Genomic DNA, 20,624 nt, shown 5'->3' on the forward strand with positions numbered 1-20,624 from the left:
TGCCGGACATAAAATTTACCTTGACAATGCAGTACAGTACAGGACAGTTAAACAGAACAACCCCTATATATTTGATAATTCCCTAATTATTCACTTAAATTTTTTAGGGATAACTAATTAACTAAATAATACGAGATTATGAAAAAAAGAATTTACAGGATTTCTCGGAAATTCCTTTTTATTTTAACTCTGCTGTATGGAATCACAATACAAGCACAAAATGTAACGGTTACCGGTAATGTGGTATCGGCAGACGATTCACAAGGCCTTCCAGGGGTCAATGTGGTTGTTAAGGGCACGACCACTGGAACGGTAACGGATTTTGATGGCAACTACAGTATTGTAGCCCCTAGCGCTAACAGTACTTTAGTATTCACTTACATTGGTTTTACCGCCCAGGAAATTCCGATCAACGGAAAAAGCCAATTGAATGTAACCATGGCCGAAGATGCTGCTGCTCTAGATGAAGTAGTTGTTGTGGGTTATGGTACACAAATTAAAAGACAGGTAACAGGTTCGGTATCTACTATTCAGGCCGAGGAACTTGCCGACATTCCGGTCTCCCAGATTACCCAAAAAATACAAGGTAGAATTCCAGGCGTTCAAATTAATCAGACTACAGGTAAACCAGGACAGGGTATGTCGGTACGTATTCGTGGGCAACTATCCGTTTCAGGGGGAAGCGACCCTTTATATGTAGTTGATGGCTTCCCTATTTCCGGTGGAATAAACAATATAAATCCGGATGAAATCCAGGACATTTCTATTTTGAAAGATGCTGCTTCCACTTCCCTTTATGGTTCAAGGGCAGCCAATGGTGTTGTTTTGATTACCACCAAAAGTGGAAAGCCAGGTGAAACAAGAGTAAGTCTAAATGTTACGACCAGCATGCAGAGTGTTCCTAACAGGGGACGAATTGAAATGATGAATGCTGTTGAATTTGCCCAATTTAAAAAGGAGTACTACGAAGATCAGGGGGATCCCGTGCCCGATATTTATCAGAACCCATCACAATACGAGGGGAAAAACAACGATTGGTACGATGCCATGCTTAGAACGGCCCCCATGACCAACTACAATCTCACCATTACTTCCAACAAAGAAAAATTGAAAACCGCATTGGTGCTGGGCTTCTTTGATCAGGAGGGTGTGGTCTTAAGTTCAGACTACAAGCGCTATTCGCTACGTGCAAATTTGGAATATAGCCTAACGGATAAGGTCCGCGTAGGGGTTAATATTGCTCCTAGTTACATCTTGGATAATGTACCAAGAACCGATGGTAGTAGGGGAACGGGACTATTATTTAACGCATTGCACACTTGGCCCATTATGCCGATCTACAATGATGATGGGACCAGAACGGAATTCAATCGCTTTCCTGCCAATACCGGAAACATCTTCTCTTATGCCAACTGGCTTAATTCTGCAGAAAGAATTCAGGACGGAACCAAGGAGGTTAACCTTATTTCCAATGCGTTTGTTGAATACCAACCAATTGAAGGCTTATTCATTAAATCCAGTTTAAACGCGGAATTGTACAATAGCCAATATGAGTTATTCAGTCCAACCAATGCCACCTATGCAATCAATCGTCCTATACCGACGAACAATGAAGCTATTTGGGACGATAGGACTACGTTTTCGTGGTTGAACGAAAATACGGCTAACTATACTAAAAGTATTGGGGAACATAATTTCTCTCTACTAGGAGGTTTTAGTTATCAAAAATATCGTTTGGACAGAAATAGGGTTGCGGCCAGTGATTTTGCAGATGATAGGTTGCCCAATATTCAAGGAGCGGCAAACATTAATAGAAATGGTACGTTCGATCAGGTGCAGGAATGGAGTTTGGTTTCTTTATTTTCTAGACTTACCTATAATTATCAAGGAAAGTATCTTTTAACAGGCTCAATTCGTAGTGACGGCTCTTCTAGATTCGGCTCTGAGAACAGGTGGGGTACCTTTCCCTCTGTATCTGCCGGTTGGATCGCTTCAGACGAAGCTTTTCTAGAAAATGTGGAATCCATTTCGCTTCTTAAACTTCGTGCCAGTTATGGTGTTACCGGTAACAACAATATTGGTAACTATACCCAATACGCTTTGATCGACAATACGGTGAATGCCGTATTTGGTAACGATTTTGCACCAGGCTCGGCTGTAAATTCACTCTCCAATTCCAATTTGGGATGGGAAACCACAAAGCAGTTCGATATTGGATTGGATTTGAGCCTCTTTAACGATAGAGTGTCCTTGGTTTATGATTATTATACCAAAAACACGACCAATCTACTGTACAATGTACAAGTTCCAAGGGAGTCCGGATTTACCAATTTCAGTGACAACATTGGTGAAATAAAGTTCTGGGGTCATGAGTTTGGTATTAATACCGTTAATACTACAGGTAAATTTAGATGGACTACCAATGCCAATATCTCCTTCAATAGAAATGAGGTAGTTGCATTGGCCGACGGTATTGACAGGGTTTATGGCCCAGGTGGATGGCACATTACGCAAGTAGGAAAACCCTTTGGTCAATTTTACGGACACCTGTCAGATGGGGTTTATCTAAACCAACAAGACTTGGACAGCTCTCCCCAAGTTCCGGGACGTTCTACCGTAGGTAGTATTAAATTATTGGATGTCAATGGTGATGGGATAATTACTCGCGGAGGAGATTTTGATGACCGTGCCATTATGGGTAGTCCTTTTCCCGATTTCACCTATGGTATCACAAACACCATTAACTACAATAACTTTGACTTTTCTGTAGTGGGTACCGGTTCTCAAGGCAATGAATTGCTTGTTAGACACTTGTATAGTACCACAAACCTGGATGGGGTATTTAATCTTCTAAAAGATGTAAAATATAGGTTCCGATCCGTTGAAAATCCAGGAAGGGGCTTTTACGGAACTACAGTTGGCGGTGGTAATGTTACCGGTATTGAAAGGGACTGGATCAATGACCGCTTTGTAGCAGATGCGTCCTATTTCAATATTAGAAATATAACTTTAGGGTATACAATTCCTGGAGTGGACAAATATTTCAAGTCTGCCCGCGTATACGGCTCAGTTCAAAATGTTCACATATTCACCAAATACTGGGGTGGACCAAACCCTGAAATTAGTGTGCAGAACAATGGAGAGGGAGATGGCGGCAACCTCGCCTCCGGGGTAGATATTTCAGGATATCCGGTTCCACGTATATTTAGTTTAGGTTTAAATTTAAACTTTTAAATTGAAAACTTTTATGTCTAAACATATTTCACTTTCGACAAATTTTAAAACTGAAAAAATGAAAAAAATATTCTATTTTATCGCAGCAATGTTAGGTTTTCTAGCAAGCGGTTGTGACGAGGAATTAACGATTTTCCCAGAAGACTCGTTAAGTGTACCTACCTTCTTTAAAACAGAAGAGGATTTTACCCAAGCCATCAATGGGGCTTATGTACCCCTACGTGGGATTAACAATCAATCCAAGCCCTTTTTGGCGGAGATGCACTCGGACAATACCTATTTTGCACGTAACACTGCTTTCGGAGCTACGGACAACCAAGAGGATATTGCCGACCACTCCATACCAAGTGATGGAGGTATTACGGCAAACTCACATGTAGAGAATGTATATGTTCAATATTTTGAGATTATTGCTAGAACCAATCAGATTTTGGCAACAATAGACGACGCTGATTTTGATGCAGCTGCGAAAGCGAACGTAAAAGGACAAGCACTTTTTTTAAGGGCCTATTCTTACTTTGACCTAGCGCAATTATTTGGTAGCGTACCCATGCATCTTGAGCCTGTAGTAGACCGCGAAGGAGCGGCTTTGCCTTTAGCCACCGAAGAAGTTCTTTACGGACAGATTATTGACGATGCCAAAGCGGCCATTACTTTATTGCCCCTTAAATCTCAACAACAGCCTGGAAGGGTAACCTCCGGTGCGGCACAAACACTTTTGGGTAATGTTTATGTAGTGCGCAAGCAATGGCTAGAAGCCGAAACGGTCTTGCAAGCAGTTGTAGACAGCGAGGAATATATGTTGATGCCCAACTATGAAGATGCCTTTTCCGGGAATAGCGACAACAAGAATAATATGGAGTCGGTTTTTGAAATCCAATATAGGGAAGGAGCTGAAGGACTGAATGGCAGTTTTTTATACAACTTTCTTCCAAGGCCAATTACCGCCGAAGAAGTTGGTTCTATAACCGGCACTTCCAATCCCCAACCAGTTAATGGAGAAGGGAACAATATCCCTACGCCGGATATTATTGAGGCCTATGAGGATGGTGACCTAAGGGAAGATGCCTCTATTATGTACGTAACCTTAAGTGAAAGTTTTTGGGAAGATGGGAATTATCCGATCATCAAAAAATATGTTGAGCCTCATGCGTTACATGGAAACCATGGTATGAACTGGCCAATTTACCGGTATTCCGAAGTGCTTTTGTTTTTGGCAGAAGCTCTTGAAGAACAAGGTAAGGCCGGTGCTGATACACTTCTAAATTTAGTACGTGACCGTGCAGGATTAGGGGTGTATTCCGGAGATTTGGGAGAAGCTATCTTTAACGAAAGAAGGGTAGAGCTTGCTTTTGAGAACAAAAGATGGTTCGATTTGGTAAGAACTGGTAGAGCCATAGACGTGATAACTGCTCATGGCAATAAAATTAAGGCCAATCCAGTAGACTATTACTACCCTGCAGGCGTAGAACCAAGAGGAAATGTCTTTACGAACATTTCTGAACGGTACGCACTTCCAGCCTCAGAATCGTCGCTAAATCCTAATTTCTAATTATATTAGTGCACCTAATAAAGAAAATAAATAATGAATAGAATACTTGCTACACTAATTTTTACGATGCTTTTATCCGTTTCTTGTGAAGATACCAAGAAAATGGAAACTGCAAGTGGCCAAGAGCTCGATCCAAAATTGGCGAAGCTAAAGTTACAGCCGGGCTTTGAGGCCGAACACCTTTATAGTCCGGGTGATAATGATCAGGGCTCATGGGTAGCCATGGCCTTCGATGACAAGGATCGACTGATCACTGCTGATCAATACGGTGCCTTATATCGTCTTGAGCTTCCTGCCATTGGATCTGATGTACTAACGCCCAAGATTGAAAAGCTAAAGATACAAACCGGAGAAGCCGTGGCCGATTCTATAATTCAAATGGGTTATGCCCAAGGATTGCTGTACGCTTTCAATAGTCTGTATGTAATGGTGAATCATCGCGGTAGTGATGAATTCGAGAAGAGCAGTGGGCTCTATCGTTTGCAGGATACGGATAACGATGACCAATATGACAAGATCACCCAGTTAAAGGCATTGAACGGCGCAGGTGAGCATGGCCCACATAGTATTGTTTTGAGTCCGGACGGAGAGTCTCTTTACATTATTGCTGGAAATCATACCGATCTCCCAGAAATGGATGCTTATCGTTTGCCCAAGGTTTGGAAGGACGACAATCTTTTTCCCCAGGTAAAGGATCCCCGCGGTCACGCCAATGACCGTGGAGCCCCAGGGGGCTGGGTGGCTAAAATAGACCCTGAAGGAAAGCATTGGGAATTGGTCAGTGCCGGTTTTCGAAATCCATTTGACCTGGATTTTAACGATGAAGGAGACATGTTTGTTTACGATTCGGATATGGAATGGGATTTGGGCATGCCATGGTACCGTCCTACCCGTATCTGCCATGTTACCAGCGGTAGTGAATTTGGTTGGAGAACGGGGAACGGAAAATGGTCCCCCGCATATCCCGACAACCTTCCTCCGATCGTAAATATTGGCCAGGGATCTCCCACCAATGTAGTTTACGGAAGGGGAGCTAAATTTCCGGAAAAATACCAAAAGAGCATTTATGCCTTCGACTGGAGTTTCGGTATCATATATGCCATACACCTTAAGGCCAATGGATCTTCCTATGATGGGGAGAGGGAGGAATTTTTATCAGGGATTCCACTTCCTTTGACGGATGGGGTTATAGGTCCTGATGGTGCCATGTATTTCATGACCGGAGGGCGTAGATTGGATTCCGATCTTTATAGGGTACACTATACCGGAAACGAAGCTGTATCAGCTGCCAACAAGGCATCCGAACTTACCGAAGGGAATAAGATAAGAAGACAGTTGGAAGAATATCATACAGGCCCAAAAAGTGGGGCTGTTGAATTTGCCTGGCCTTATTTAAACAACGAGGACCGGTTTATCCAATATGCGGCACGTATTGCCGTAGAGCACCAACCTGTTAATGAATGGCAGAGCAAAGTGCTTTCTGAAAAAGATCCAATTACTTTGGCGCAGGGAATTATTGCCCTATCCAGACATGGTAACAAATCCCAGCAGAACCAAATGCTAAATGCCCTTTTAGGGGTAGATTTTTCAAAGCTTTCCCCTCAACAACAAGTGGCCCAACTAAGGGCATTTGAACTGACGCTGTCACGTTTTGGGGTTCCCGGTTCATCCATTAAGAACAAGGTCATCGATTATCTATCGCCACATTATCCGGCAACGACAGATGTATTGAACCAAATGCTTAGTAAAACCCTTGCTTATTTGGACGACCCAACGGTGGCAAGTAAAACATTGGCACTGTTGGAATCCAATACAGGTGAGAATGTTGACGTAATGGCTAACACAGCTACAGAGGCTTCGGACCTTATTTTGAGAAATCCACAATATGGAATGGATATAGCCCTTACTCTGAAAAATATGCCTCCCGCTCAGCACACCTACTACGGTATGGTTCTGGAGGATGTTGATAAGGGATGGACTCCTGAACTCCGTGAAAAATATTTTAAATGGTTCAATAAGGCCTTTTCCTTCAAGGCGGGAAGAAGCTATATCGGTTTCATAGACAAGGCTAGAAAAAAAGCATTGACTCATGTACCTAAAAATCAATTTGATTTTTACGATAAATTGTCTGGTGCAGATCTGTTATCCAGTTCCGGCAACGATTTGGCAGTATCCACTGTGCAACCTAAAGGCCCACGCCACAATTGGCAAGTAGAGGAAATAGAAGCCTTGGTGGCCGATGGACTGAAGGGTAGGGATTTCGAGTACGGCAAAAGCATGTTCGCTGCTACAACCTGTATCACTTGTCATTCCATGCAGGGAGAAGGAGAGAATATTGGCCCGGACCTAACACAATTGGGTACTCGTTTTTCACCCCAAGATATACTTAAGGCCATTATAGATCCAAGCGATGTAATTTCGGATCAATATAATACTACAGTGTATACCTTAAAGGATGGAAAATCGATTGTTGGACGATTGATGAACGAAACCGAGCAAAATTATATCGTTTCGCAAAACCCTTATGCTCCCGATCAAACTCGTGAGATACCTAAGGACCAGGTGGTGGACACCAAGCTTTCTTCCGTTTCATTGATGCCTCCGGGAACTATCAATAGACTTAATGAAGAAGAAGTCAAAGACCTTTTGGCCTATTTGATTGCAGGAGGAAATCCAGAAAATCCGATATATTCAGAAACAGAGGCCAACAACTAACAATGGCTAATTTAATTGCATTAACCGGTCTATTCAGGTTAAAAAGACCTGCACTGTCTAAGTTTAATTTTATAAACTTAAACGGTGCAGCGTTTTTTATAAACCCTGTCTTTTTATTGATGGGTTCTTTCATATTTGCACAATCGAAACCTTTAAAGTTTACCAAACAACAGATTGCTTCAGAAAGCTATGAAACTGTAGGTGTGTTCGATGTGGACAACGACAACGCCCTCGACCTGGTCTCCGGGGCCTATTGGTATAAGGGACCTGACTTCCAAACCCGTCACTATATTGGTTCGGCAAAAAGATACGGGGAATACTATGACGATTTTTCCACAATTCCTTTAGACATTAATGGGGATGGACATATGGATTTTATTACGGGCGGATGGTTTGGAAAACAATTGCTGTGGAAGCTAAATCCTGGTGATGGTGGTGAATGGCAGGAGCATTTAATAGCTGAAGCAGGAAACATTGAAAGTACCCGTTCTTGGGATTTGGATGGCGATGGCACCATCGAAATAATTCCTAATACTCCCAATGATTCTTTGGTGATTTATAGATTGCAATTGGATAACAACAAAAAAGGTGCAGAAAAGTTCAGTAAGCACGCCATTTCTGGTGCACAAGGACATGGGTTGGGCTTTGGTGATATAAATGGTGATGGATTGGACGACATTATTGTACCAAAGGGTTGGCTCCAAGCCCCTAACGACACCTATGCGGGGAAATGGAAATTTCATCAGGATTTTGAATTGGGCACGGCAAGCGTACCAATAATTGTAACCGACGTAAATAAGGATGGACTTTCAGATCTTATTGTTGGTCAAGGCCATGATTACGGCTTATTTTGGTTTGAACAAAAAACTGCTACCAAGAAACAGAAATCCCAATGGATAAAACACGCCATTGACCCCTATAATTCACAGTACCACAGTATGGAATGGACCGATATTGATCAGGATGGGGAAAATGAGCTGGTAACAGGTAAGCGTTACCGTGCCCATAATGGAAAAGACCCCGGCGGTAACGATGACCTTGGACTTTATTATTTCAAGTGGAACGGAGAGAATTTTAGTAAACAAGTTATTGATTATGGCCCCTATGGTCAGGGAAAAGGAACCGGAGTCTATTTTAGTGTTTCCGATGTAAACAATAACGGAATGAAAGATATTATCGTGGCCGGAAAAGATGGCCTTAACATTTATTACAACGAACCTATAAAACAATAAATCATGAATTTGAAAAGAACTTTTAAGCCACATATATTAGTGCTGCTTGCAATTGTTGGCCTACAGTCCTGCAAGGAAAAAAATGAAAATAAACCACAGCCGGAAGTGGCAGCGGCCACAACGGAACAGGATGGCTTTGTACAGATATTCGATGGCAAGACACTTGATAACTGGGAAGGAGATCCCAATTATTGGAGGGTAGAGAGCGGAAATCTTGTGGGTGAAGTAACCCCCACTACTTTGTTGAAGAATAATACCTTTATTATTTATCAAGGAGGACAACCGGCAGATTTTGAACTGAAGCTCGAATTCCGAATAGCGGAAGCAGGGAACAGTGGTATAAATTACCGCAGTGAAAAAGTGGATACCATTCCTTTTGCGTTACGTGGTTATCAAGCCGATATAGATGGAAAAATCAGGTATACCGGGCAGAACTATGAAGAGAAAAAGCGTACTACTTTGGCCTATAGAGGCGAAAAGGCAAGAATAACGTCTCAGGAAAATCCAGATACTCCAGGTTCTTTACGAGCCAATGTAGCAAAGAATGCCTGGCAGAGTAGGGAGATTTTGGAATCACTTGGAGATTCGGACGAATTAAAGACTGAAATTAAAAGTGAAGATTGGAACGAAGCCCACCTTATCATTAAAGGAAACAAATTACAACATTACATTAATGGCATCCTAATGAGCGAGGTAATCGACGATGATACGGTTAATAGGACTTCCTCAGGGTTTTTAGGTGTTCAGGTACATGTAGGGCCGCCTATGAAAGTAGAATATAGAAATATAAGATTGAAGAATTTATAGTGATAACAATTTCTTCCATTCAAGAAGAATAGAGTTCAACCATTAATTCTTGGCTTCTGTTATAACTTGAAAAATTTAACTATCGGAAAAGGGATGAAAATTAAATTTTCATCCCTTTTTTTTACTTTCCAAAGCATGTCAAATCCCCTACTCCAACTATATAATTAATATATATTTCATGACGGCACAGGACAGCACAGGATAGGTTATGATGATATAAAGCTTAAGTTTGATCAAGTCTATTTCAATCGCAATAATACTTTGTTTTTTTGAACAATAGTAGAAGTTCCAGTCTCATGGAAAACAACTTATTTTTGAAATTGATATTGATAACTCTTAATTTATGGATCAATAACGATAGGCAAATTACAACTGCCAATTAAAAACAAAAAACACCAATAGATGAAAATAAGAATTATTGTTGTAATACTCCTTTTTGTTTGCGCTATCCCTTTAAAAGCACAAAAAGCAACACAAGAACAGCAAACGAAAAAACCCAACATCATCTTTATATTGACTGATGATCAGCGTTTCGATGCCTTGGGTTATGCTGGCAACAAACTCATTTCCACCCCAGAAATGGACAAATTGGCCAAAGAAGGCACCTATTTTAAAAATGCTATGGTTACCACTCCGATCTGCGCAGCAAGTAGAGCAAGCATATTGACCGGGCTTTACGAACGCACCCATAACTTCAATTTCCAGACGGGAAATATTCGAGATTCCTATATGGCCGACTCCTATCCGACCATACTTAAGAACAACGGATACCACACTGGTTTTTTTGGAAAATATGGAGTACGATATGATCAGCTGGACCAGCAGTTCGATGTTTATGAATCCTATGACCGGAATGGGGCCTATCCTGATAGAAGAGGATATTATTATAAGACCTTGGGCAAAGATACGGTGCACCTTACACGATATACGGGGCAACAGGCAATAGATTTTATTGCCGATGCCAATACTGCCAAACCATTTTGCCTCTCGTTGAGCTTTAGTGCGCCCCATGCCCATGACAATGCTGTAGATCAATATTTTTGGCAACCTGAATCCGATGCGTTACTTCAGAACATGGATATGCCCGGACCTGATTTGGGAGAAGACAAATACTTTGAAGCACAGCCAAAATTTGTGCGAGATGGCTTTAACAGATTACGCTGGACTTGGCGTTATGACACTCCCGAAAAATACCAACATAGTGTTAAGGGCTATTACCGGATGATTTCGGGAATAGATCGAGAAATAGCCAAAATCAGGGAAGAGCTGAAGAAAAAGGGATTTGATAAAAACACCGTCATAATTTTGATGGGAGATAATGGTTATTTCTTAGGTGAGCGTCAGCTTGCCGGTAAATGGTTATTATATGATAATTCGGTTCGGGTACCCTTGATTGTTTTCGACCCACGTTTAAAAAAACAAAAAGACAGCGATGCCTTGGCATTGAACATAGATGTCCCCTCCACTATTCTAGACCTAGCTGGAATTGCACAGCCCGAAACTTGGCAAGGTAAAAGTCTGATGCAAATTGCTGATAATTCCAAGAAAAACTTTGATCGGGATACTGTTTTGATCGAACATCTCTGGGAGTTTGAAAACATTCCTCCTAGCGAAGGTGTACGGACTAAAGATTGGAAATACTTCCGCTATGTAAATGATAAGTCTTTTGAAGAGCTATATAACTTAAAAGACGATCCAAAGGAAATCAATAACCTAGCGAAAGATTCAAAATATGCTGAAAAGCTTAATTCTTTCCGGGAAAAAACGGACAAGCTTATACTTGAACTTTCGGATGATTATTCTAAAGGACCCTCCAATTTAATTGTTGAATGGATAAGAAACACAGCCGGGGTTACTATTATTGATCCCAAACCGGAATATGGATGGGTGGTACCAAATGGCGCAGTTTCGCAATCGGCCTATCAGATATTGGTAGCCTCATCCGAAGAAAAAATAAATAACAATATTGGTGATGTCTGGAACAGTGGACAAATAAGGACAAATGCCTCTACCGAAATAGAACACGGAGGAACCCAGCTAAAAAGTGGGGAGACCTACTACTGGAAAGTACGTATTTGGGACCAGGACAATCGTCTTTCAAGATATTCCAAAACACAACCGTTTACAATGGGAAGTCCCAAAGCAACCATCACAACACCGAACGGTTTTCAAATAGATAAAATTAAACCGGTATTATTAGAAAAAAGACGTGACACCTATTTTGTAGATTTTGGAAAAGCGGCCTTCGCCACCATTGATTTCACCTATAATGCCAAAACCGATCATACCCTTACTTTCCGAATCGGGGAACAGTTGGAGGGAACTAACATTAACAGGAAACCTTTTGAAAAGAGTCATATAAGGTATCAAGAAATTAAAGTAGCGGTGACGCCCCAACAAACCCAATATCAACTTCAGATCAAATCGGACAAAAGAAACACCCTGCCGGGCAAAGCACTACCATTACCGGAAGGCTTCCCTGTCCTAATGCCATTCCGATACGCAGAGGTGGAAGGGGCCCAAGAACCCTTGACCGCTGAAAATTTTACACAACTTGCCTATCACAGTTATTGGGAGGATGATTCCAGCAGTTTTACCAGTTCCAATGATATTTTGAATCAGGTTTGGGATTTATGCAAGTACTCCATCAAAGCCACAACTTTTAACGGGTTGTACGTAGATGGGGACCGTGAGCGGATTCCATATGAGGCCGACGCCTATTTAAACCAACTGAGCCATTATACAACCGATCGAGAATATGCCATAGCCAGACAGACTATTGAATATTTTATGGAACATCCTACATGGCCTACCGAATGGCAACAGCATGTGGCGCTTATGTTTTATGCCGATTATATGTATACGGGCAATATTGAACTTATACAGAAATATTACGATCAATTAAAATACAAAACCCTATATGAGCTCGCCAACGAAGATGGCCTGATAACCTCTACAAAGATGACCCCGGAATTAATGGCCAATCTTGGATTTCCAAAGACCATGAAGGAAACCTTTAGGGATATAGTGGATTGGCCTTCTGCAGGCTGGGGCGGGGATCCTAACAACAAAGGAGAACGCGACGGTTACGTTTTTAAGGATTACAATACCGTGGTGAATGCATTTTATTACCAGAACATGAAAATAATGGCCGAATTTGCCAAGGTTCTGGACAAAACACAAGAGTCTTTGGATTTTAAACTAAGGGCATTGAAGGCAAAGAAGGCATTCAATGAAAAGATGTTCGATGCCAAGAGGGGAATTTACATTGATGGAATCGGTACGGACCACGCCTCCTTACATGCCAACATGATGCCCTTGGCATTCAATATGGTTCCCGAAGAACATATAGGTTCGGTAGTTGAATTTGTAAAATCGAGAGGAATGGCCTGTAGTGTATATGGCTCACAATATTTAATGGATGGCCTTTACAATGCAGGTGCAGAAGATTATGCCCTGGATCTATTGACCGATACCAGTGACAGAAGTTGGTACAATATGATCCGTATCGGCTCTACCATCACCTTGGAAGCTTGGGATTTAAAGTATAAGAATAACCTGGATTGGAACCATGCATGGGGGGCGGTCCCTGCCAACGCCATTCCCCGTGGACTATGGGGTATTCAACCCAAAACCCCAGGTTTTGGCATAGCAACCATAAAACCACAGATGGGCGATTTAAAGAATAGCAGTATTGAGGTTCCCACCATAGTAGGAACCATTAAAGCAAACTATACCTACGCCAATCCTAGATTACAATTGTATACCATTGAAATTCCTTCCAATATGGTCGCGGAATTTGAAATGGCCCCCGCACCTGGAAAAGAACTAACGCACAACGGGAAGAAAGTGGCATCGGCCTTTGGTTCGGTTAGGTTGGAGCCTGGTAGACATGAGATAAAACTTGTAATAAATTCATTTTAATGTATTTCATACTAACTATTTTCACATTCTTATGTTTAACATTGACCATAAATAATGCTCAGTAAAATAAAATGAGTATCGAAAAAATTATATTTTTAATTATTATATCCATCATTCAATCTAATCGAGTTTTCTTTTTTTCGGTAGCCTCATAAGATTCATGCCCGGTAGATCCCTGCCCTAGAATTTTATAACGCTCTTGAGGCACCTGCAATCTGTGCTGGGCAATTATATCAGCATAATCTACATTGCTAATGGAGTTGTACCATTCCTGTGGGTCCTTTTCATGGTCATAAAATTCTTCAGACCCATCATTATATTGTATATAACGATAACGTTCCGATATGATGGCGTAGTTGCCAGGTCCAAAACAAGTTCTGGCATAATGTGACCATTCAGTGTCCCTATTCATTAATAGTGGCACCAAAGAATTTCCTTCGTGTTTAGGGTCTGGTTTAAGATTGGTCAATTCAAGCAACGTAGGGTAGATATCCAATAATTGAACTGGCTTATTAATAACTTTTCCCTTAGGAATACCGGGTCCAATAATTATCAATGGCACTCGTGCCCCATCTTCCCATAGGCTCCGTTTGGCGAAGCGTTCCTTTTCGCCCAGGTGGAAACCATGATCACTAAATAATACCACATAAGTGTTTTTGCCATAGTCCCCATTTTCCAGTGCAGTAATCACTCGACCAACTTGATCATCCACAAAACTTACACAGGCCAGATAGGACTGTACCAAAGGTTTCCATTCCTTATTCTCTGTCACCCATTCAAAAGTTGGCGACACATGATTTAAGCGGGTGATATCGATACCGTAGGAAGAAATATCATTCAGATCTCTTGTAATGGTATTAGGTCGCTGTAGAGATTCCAATGGATACAAGTCAAACCATTTTTGTGGTGCAAATTGAGGCACGTGTGGACGATAGAAACCAACGCCCATCCAAAAGGGTTGTTCTTGTTTTTTCGCCAATCTTTTTTCTGCCCAACTTGCAATTTGATAGTCGGGCATTTGTTCATCACTTTCAGGATAGACCCCCCAGTCCCACAATGGATGGCCCGGATATGTACTTATTTTTTTTTCGGGCATGGGCCCAAACCCGCCAAATTGCCCTGCATAATTTGGAATATGGGTTTCGTTGATTCCTTTCCCATTGTGGAAGATTTTACCCGCAGCAAAAACATTATAACCCTCCTGCTGAAACCGTTTTGGCATTACTATATTTTTACTTGCCACGGGAGATTCTGTAATATCTGGATTTAAAAAGTAAATACCAGAGGTACTGGGATATAAGGAGGTCATAACACTTGCCCTACTGGGATTACAAACCGGAGCCTGACAATGCGCATTACTAAAAAGAACGCCACGTTGGGCCAACCGATCCATATGGGGGGTTTTGGCTTGGGGGTGACCTCCAAGAACCCCAATCCAATCATTAAGGTCATCTACGGCGATAAACAATACGTTGGGTCTTTCAGGAATTATATTAGTTTCAACCTTCTTTTTGGAATTACAAACCCCTAGTATTAGTAAAAGTGCTAAAAGTGAAAAAAGCGTTTTTATAATTTTCATATAGGATATTTAACATTATATAACTATTGCTGAAGCTTTCAACCGTACATATCAAATTGATAGTTAATGCCAAGTAATTTACTTGTAAAATAATAAATATTGCATATTAATTTTGGTCAACTCTACTGCACTCCAATCTGATGATACTACTTTATTATTCAATTAAAAAATGTGTGTCCCGGGACACACATTTTTTCAATTTAAACCGTTTATGACATACCACAAGAAATTAGCTAGTTAGTATAAGGCACTGTACCAGTCTCATCAACCGGGTACCCCAACTTTTTAATGTATTCCATTCCCGGAAGAAATTCATCCCCAGTTTCTTTCAAACGCTGGGATAGCTGTTTTTCCAATTCGTCCTGTAGGGTGGTATAGCCCTCATTGCCCACAAGGTTGAACAATTGGTATGGGTCATTGATGTTGTCGAACAGCAACCAGGGACCGTTCATATCCCTGGCATAGGTGTATTGTTTGGTTTTAATGGCCCTGTACTCCCGACCACCATGTTTTACTCTATTCCATTGTCCAAAGGGTTGTACACAGGTTAGCAAGGTAGCATGCCCTATTTCCTCTTTTCCTTCCATATAAGGCCTATAATCCAATCCTTCCACAGTATTAGGGATGGAAATATCACAGAGACTTAGAAGGGTGGGCATGATATCTTCGGAATTCATTAAAGCGTCCCGTTCTCCAGAGGCGATTTTTAATTTTTCTGGAATGTAGTACAGCATGGGCACCCTTGCGGATTCCTCGTACGGTTGCTGCTTTTTATAGGCCCCATGAGAGCCCAATAGATCCCCATGATCTGCAGTAAACACTATGATGGTATTATCAAATTGACCGGAATCCTTTAGATTTTTTATCACCTTACCTATCATATCATCCAATGCCGCTATATGGGCATAATAACCTGCCAGATCCTTTTTTGCCCGTTCTTTAAGGCTATCCGGCACATTTCTACGAAGTTGGATCTTTGCCGGATCAAATCGGTTCCTATATTCCAATGGGGCGGTATGGTATGGTGCGTGGGGTGTACCATAGGAAAGGATCATCATAAACGGATTCTCGGCAGACTTCCTTTCCTTGATATAGTCAATGGCAGCATCTGTCTGTTCAAAGGTGTCATAGCCGTCCCAAATTTTTCTTTTGGGGTCATCGTTGTCATAGTACACCGATTCATTGTAATCATGGGTACATTCGTTGCCTTTCCAGAACTGGAAACCCTGTCTTCTTTGGCCAGGGGCCACATTCTGTAGCCTACCATGTCCGTCCAAATGCCATTTACCGATATAGCCGGTATCATATCCTTCCTTGTTGAACACCTTTGCAATGGTTACCGCATTGGTATCCAGCTGCACATCGTTCATAAAGACCCCATGGGTCAATGGGCGCTGCCCTGTTAAAAGTGACGCCCTAAACGGAGAACATACGGGCATCCCGGATACCGCATTTTTAAAATTGACGCTTATGGCTGCCAAACTATCCAGATGCGGGGTGTCCACATTGGGATCACCGGCATAACCAGTAGCCTGGGCCCGCCATTGATCCGTTAAAAGCACCAAAACGTTTGGCTTGGCGGGGGTTTGGGGTTCCTCGGTAATTTCCTTTTTTTTCTCATTACAAGAAACGACCGAAACAAGCGTAAACGCCAAGATTAGATATTGACTAAGGAGCTCTTGAACTTTATTTTTCATGGATTTCACTTTTTATAATATTAAAGTATCATCGAATAGGGTACGAGCTTTATTTAAAGCAGGGTTTATGTGTTATGTTCGTATTAAGTTCAAACTCCTTATTTGCAATCGGACACAAGAATTCCTCCTGAGTAATTCCAGAGGATTCTGGACAAATTGAACCAAAGTATATCGGAACACGTAAAGGGTTAGCTTTTGTCCTTGTACCATAGGGAGTAATTTCGTCAGCTGTCAGGCACATCCCTATTAAGCCACAGTAAGAATTATTAAAGCATTTTGAACCCACTTTTATCTGCAAGTATAAGTTCATAATTTATCAAGACCAATGCCTATTTAAAAATTAAGGGTTGAAATATTTTCATCAATATAACAACAAGTTTAGTAAAAATCTTTTTCAAGACCATCCTGTACTCTACCGTAACCTCGAGTTGAAGCTTATATAGGCTGATAATGTTTTTGTCATATTAAACAATCCAGTATCGCTAATTTTTTCTAGTATTTAATAAAATACTTTTTTTGGTTTTTATGCAGCCTTGTTTTGAATGTTCGGCACTTAATAAGTGTACTCAAATTGAGTTGGGAGTTGAACAACACAGGTTTTATGCCCCATAAAACTACTATTTAATTGCACAGCCCATCCCTAAGAAAATTATATTTTTTTAAAGGTATCAATACCAGTGGGGTTATTTTTGTGTCACTTTATATACTTTTCCATGCTTGTAATATGTGGTCCATTCACCTATCTGTTGGCCTTGATTAAAATGTCCTGAGCGCTTAATTGTACCGTCTATAGGATATCATTCCCAATATTCATCCGGCTGATCATTAAGCAGTTTTCCTTTTGAACATATAGTTTCTCCCTTGGCATGATACTTAATGGTAATGCCGTCGGCAATGTCAGTCTTTTTCAGATTTAATTCTTTGTTAGTTCTCAAACGCAGGCTTTTAAAAATATTGCTATCAGCAAACTAGACCCGCAATTCGCAAACACATTAGTGATAATAAATTAGGTGTCATGAAATTACTCCTTTGGTTATAGGGCTTATATAGCACCTCCAAAATCAATTAAAACATTTACATTATCACTGTTTTCCTCGACCATCTGCTGGGTTACCTTGGTTTTCCACAAATACAACCTTCTCAACGAATCAATATCCAACAACAATTTTAAACCTTGGTCGGAAACCTCCGTGTCATAAAGGTTGATCACTTCCAAATGCATATACTTTTGTAATTGCTGCATTGCATTATCGGTGATCGGATTTGAATGTAAGTCAATTTTGGTAAGATGCCTCAATTCGGGCAACTTGGCCAGCATAGTATCAGTCAGTCCGCAATTGGATAGGTTCAAAAAGGTAATATTTTCACCAATTTGTTTCAATAATGCAATTTGTTCCCCACCTATAATAGATCCCTCGTAACCTACATCCAATAAAAAATTGTCTTCTCCCAACCTATTGACCGAAAATCCATTTTCGGTCAATAACGCTACTTTTTGTTGATCAACCTCCTCAACCACAATAGTTTCAACATAGGGCCTGGGATTATAATCCAAATTATAATCCCTGATCATGAGTTGCAATAATTCCGGTGTCATATTTTTATGGTCGAACACTGCCAAGCTATCCGCTCCCGTATTTATCCAATATTCAAGGATTTTCAGTTCACTATAACTTAAAGGCTTGCCCTTTGGAGGCATAAATTTTTTATTGTTCAATGGTAGACTTATGCGTTTGAATAATTCACTTTCTTCCAAAACGCCCTGTACAATTGGATATCCACTTTCCGCCTCAGTGAATAAGTCCTTATATCCTTCAAGATTAAGACCTCCCTTTTGCTTATCATTATTATGGCAGGAGGCGCACTTTTGGTCGAACATAGGTTTAACAATATCTCCGTAAATTAAGATCGAGTCTTGATTTTTAGGTAGGATTCCTTTTTTTGAATCCGCAATTTCAAATCCTGCCATATTCTTTATTGCATCCGGGGCATAGGTAAGAAGGTATTCTTCTCCATGGGTAAGCACACCGCCTTGATGCCCTGTTAGTCCAACAAGGAATATAAATACTGAAGATACTATCATGGAATGCTTCCGGTCGTACTTAGGAATTTTCATTTTAAGTACTAATACCAAAACAGAAAATACCGCCACCCCGATCCCCAGCCATTTGTGCCGACCAAGTGTTTCTGCATTGTATTCCCCTCCCTGGGACAGTAACAGTCCGGTAGCAATAGTAATAAGGCTGGACACTATGACTGCCATTAGGGCATATTGAACAATGCGTTTATATATCTGCCTATCTTTCTTGAACAGACCAATACTTTCAATAATTACGGCCAAGACAATAAACCCAATGGGCAAGTGTACTACCAAGGGGTGAAATCTCCCCAAAAACAATTCCATATCCATTTTTACCTCTGCTATGTTAAAATATCCTTGATCACGTTGCCGCTCACATCCGTAAGTCTAAAATCCCTGCCTTGAAAATGAAAGGTAAGCCTTTCGTGGTCCAACCCCAATTGGTTAAGAATTGTTGCCTGTACGTCATGAACATGGACCTTACCTCTTATGGCCGAATAGCCTATTTCATCCGTTTCGCCAAAAGTGAACCCCTTTTTAACACCTCCTCCGGCCATCCACATGGTAAAGGCCTCCCCGTGGTGGTCCCGTCCAAAGAAACCTTGGCCCGATCTTGCCTCCATCATGGGAGTTCTGCCAAACTCACCGCCCCAAACAATCAGGGTTTCTTCTAAAAGTCCCCTTTGTTTTAAATCGGTAAGAAGTCCAGTCATAGCTTGGTCGATCCTACTACATTTATTGTACAGCCCAACATCTACCCCATTGCCTGCGCCGACCCCATGTGTATCCCATCCGTCATCATATAGCTGAACAAAACGCACCCCATTTTCTACCAACCTTCTTGCCAGAAGACAATTATTTGCAAAGGAGCTTTCCCCAGGAGTTACGCCATATAGCTTTTTAATATATTCCGGTTCACCATCTATACTCATAACCCCCGGCACCGATGTCTGCATTTTAAACGCCAGTTCATATTGTGACATTCGCGTTAGGATTTCAGGGTCCCTTGATTCTTGATATTCCAGTTCATTTATTTTATTTATGGCATCAACAGATTGTTTTCGCAGTGCTGCATCCACACCTTTAGGGTTTTGTAGGTTCCTGACCGCGGGACCTTTGGACTGACATTGTACGCCTTGATATACGGTAGGTAAAAATCCACTTCCCCAAAGGCGTTTTCCACCGGAGACCACCCCTCCCGAAAGCAAAACGATGAAGCCGGGCAGGTTTTCGTTTGGCGATCCCAATCCATAGGTGGCCCAACTGCCCAATGAGGGGCGTCCCTGTCTTGGCGATCCAGTCTGCATTAAAAACTGTGCCGGAGCATGGTTGAACTCTTCCGTATGCACGGCTTTTAGAAAACTGATCTCATCCACCACGCTGGAAAATTTTGGCAAATAATCGGAAACCCAGCTACGGGATTCCCCATACTGATTAAAACTGGCCTGCGAGCCCAGCATTTTAGGAGTACCCCTAATAAACGCAAAACGTTTGCCTTCCAGTAAGGATGGGGGACAATCCTGTCCATTCAATGTATTCAGCACAGGTTTATGATCAAAAAGCTCCAGTTGCGATGGCGCCCCTGCCATGTGCAAATAGATCACATGCTTTGCCTTGGGCAAAAAATGGGGGATTCCATTACCTGTAATAGGCGAGGGCGAATTGTTCGCGAACAAATTTCCTCCCAACATGGAACCGAGTGTCATGGCCCCCATGCCCGAAATACAATTTTTTAAAAAATGCCTCCGGGTATTGTATTCGCTCTCGCGATAATGTGCCTCGTTTAAAATATCCATATTACTAT

Annotated in this window: 11 protein-coding genes; 6 read left to right on the plus strand and 5 right to left on the minus strand. The window is 41.4% G+C overall.

Going from position 1 to position 20,624, the window contains the following annotated elements; genetic code table 11:
* Nucleotides 1-138: 138 nt before the first annotated feature.
* The 6 genes from H4O18_RS06785 to H4O18_RS06810 all read left to right on the plus strand — a co-directional run bounded on the left by H4O18_RS06785 (nt 139) and on the right by H4O18_RS06810 (nt 13,464).
* On the plus strand, nt 139-3,234 hold the full coding sequence (locus tag H4O18_RS06785) for a SusC/RagA family TonB-linked outer membrane protein (RefSeq protein WP_187582731.1): 3,096 nt from the start codon (nt 139-141) through the stop codon (nt 3,232-3,234).
* A gap of 58 nt (nt 3,235-3,292) precedes the next feature.
* Nucleotides 3,293-4,786 carry a RagB/SusD family nutrient uptake outer membrane protein gene (locus H4O18_RS06790; protein ID WP_187582733.1) on the plus strand — a complete coding sequence of 498 codons (1,494 nt, stop codon included), beginning with the start codon at nt 3,293-3,295 and terminating at the stop codon, nt 4,784-4,786.
* A gap of 33 nt (nt 4,787-4,819) precedes the next feature.
* Nucleotides 4,820-7,501 (plus strand): c-type cytochrome, encoded by a 2,682-nt coding sequence (locus tag H4O18_RS06795; protein ID WP_187582735.1) that lies wholly within the window; start codon nt 4,820-4,822, stop codon nt 7,499-7,501.
* Nucleotides 7,502-7,503: 2 nt separating this feature from the next.
* The gene (locus H4O18_RS06800) at nt 7,504-8,733 is read left to right on the plus strand and encodes an FG-GAP repeat domain-containing protein (RefSeq protein ID WP_222942353.1); all 1,230 of its coding nucleotides are present in this window, start codon (nt 7,504-7,506) and stop codon (nt 8,731-8,733) included.
* Between the two features lie 3 nt (nt 8,734-8,736).
* Nucleotides 8,737-9,540, plus strand: a complete 804-nt coding sequence (locus H4O18_RS06805; RefSeq protein ID WP_187582737.1) for a 3-keto-disaccharide hydrolase — start codon at nt 8,737-8,739, stop codon at nt 9,538-9,540.
* A gap of 402 nt (nt 9,541-9,942) precedes the next feature.
* Nucleotides 9,943-13,464: a sulfatase-like hydrolase/transferase gene (locus H4O18_RS06810; protein ID WP_187582739.1), complete on the plus strand. Its 3,522-nt coding sequence runs from the start codon at nt 9,943-9,945 to the stop codon at nt 13,462-13,464.
* 115 nt (nt 13,465-13,579) lie between these two features.
* On the opposite strand, the gene H4O18_RS06815 is transcribed toward H4O18_RS06810, so the two are convergent.
* The 5 genes from H4O18_RS06815 to H4O18_RS06835 all read right to left on the minus strand — a co-directional run bounded on the left by H4O18_RS06815 (nt 13,580) and on the right by H4O18_RS06835 (nt 20,616).
* Nucleotides 13,580-15,043, minus strand: a complete 1,464-nt coding sequence (locus tag H4O18_RS06815) for a sulfatase (protein WP_187582741.1) — start codon at nt 15,041-15,043, stop codon at nt 13,580-13,582.
* Nucleotides 15,044-15,276: 233 nt separating this feature from the next.
* The gene (locus H4O18_RS06820; RefSeq protein WP_187582743.1) at nt 15,277-16,740 is read right to left on the minus strand and encodes a sulfatase family protein; all 1,464 of its coding nucleotides are present in this window, start codon (nt 16,738-16,740) and stop codon (nt 15,277-15,279) included.
* 797 nt (nt 16,741-17,537) lie between these two features.
* The gene (locus H4O18_RS21935; protein ID WP_222942354.1) at nt 17,538-17,675 is read right to left on the minus strand and encodes a hypothetical protein; all 138 of its coding nucleotides are present in this window, start codon (nt 17,673-17,675) and stop codon (nt 17,538-17,540) included.
* A gap of 107 nt (nt 17,676-17,782) precedes the next feature.
* Nucleotides 17,783-19,150, minus strand: coding sequence for a c-type cytochrome domain-containing protein (locus H4O18_RS06830; protein WP_187582745.1), 1,368 nt, complete (start codon nt 19,148-19,150; stop codon nt 17,783-17,785).
* An 11-nt stretch (nt 19,151-19,161) separates the two neighbouring features.
* Entirely contained in the window at nt 19,162-20,616 is a 1,455-nt protein-coding gene (locus tag H4O18_RS06835; RefSeq protein WP_187582747.1) for a DUF1501 domain-containing protein, read from the minus strand.
* Nucleotides 20,617-20,624 lie beyond the last annotated feature (8 nt).

Origin of the sequence: Arenibacter arenosicollis (assembly GCF_014397245.1) — a bacterium.
In the GTDB taxonomy this organism is placed as follows: Bacteria; Bacteroidota; Bacteroidia; order Flavobacteriales; family Flavobacteriaceae; genus Arenibacter; species Arenibacter arenosicollis.

Bases quoted from the DNA above. Each gene is read 5' to 3' on its own strand.
- H4O18_RS06785 (WP_187582731.1), top strand. From the start codon at position 139: ATGAAAAAAAGAATTTACAGGATTTCTCGGAAATTCCTTTTTATTTTA.
- H4O18_RS06790 (WP_187582733.1), top strand. From the start codon at position 3,293: ATGAAAAAAATATTCTATTTTATCGCAGCAATGTTAGGTTTTCTAGCA.
- H4O18_RS06795 (WP_187582735.1), top strand. From the start codon at position 4,820: ATGAATAGAATACTTGCTACACTAATTTTTACGATGCTTTTATCCGTT.
- H4O18_RS06800 (WP_222942353.1), top strand. From the start codon at position 7,504: ATGGCTAATTTAATTGCATTAACCGGTCTATTCAGGTTAAAAAGACCT.
- H4O18_RS06805 (WP_187582737.1), top strand. From the start codon at position 8,737: ATGAATTTGAAAAGAACTTTTAAGCCACATATATTAGTGCTGCTTGCA.
- H4O18_RS06810 (WP_187582739.1), top strand. From the start codon at position 9,943: ATGAAAATAAGAATTATTGTTGTAATACTCCTTTTTGTTTGCGCTATC.
- H4O18_RS06815 (WP_187582741.1), bottom strand. From the start codon at position 15,043: ATGAAAATTATAAAAACGCTTTTTTCACTTTTAGCACTTTTACTAATA.
- H4O18_RS06820 (WP_187582743.1), bottom strand. From the start codon at position 16,740: ATGAAAAATAAAGTTCAAGAGCTCCTTAGTCAATATCTAATCTTGGCG.
- H4O18_RS06830 (WP_187582745.1), bottom strand. From the start codon at position 19,150: ATGGATATGGAATTGTTTTTGGGGAGATTTCACCCCTTGGTAGTACAC.
- H4O18_RS06835 (WP_187582747.1), bottom strand. From the start codon at position 20,616: ATGGATATTTTAAACGAGGCACATTATCGCGAGAGCGAATACAATACC.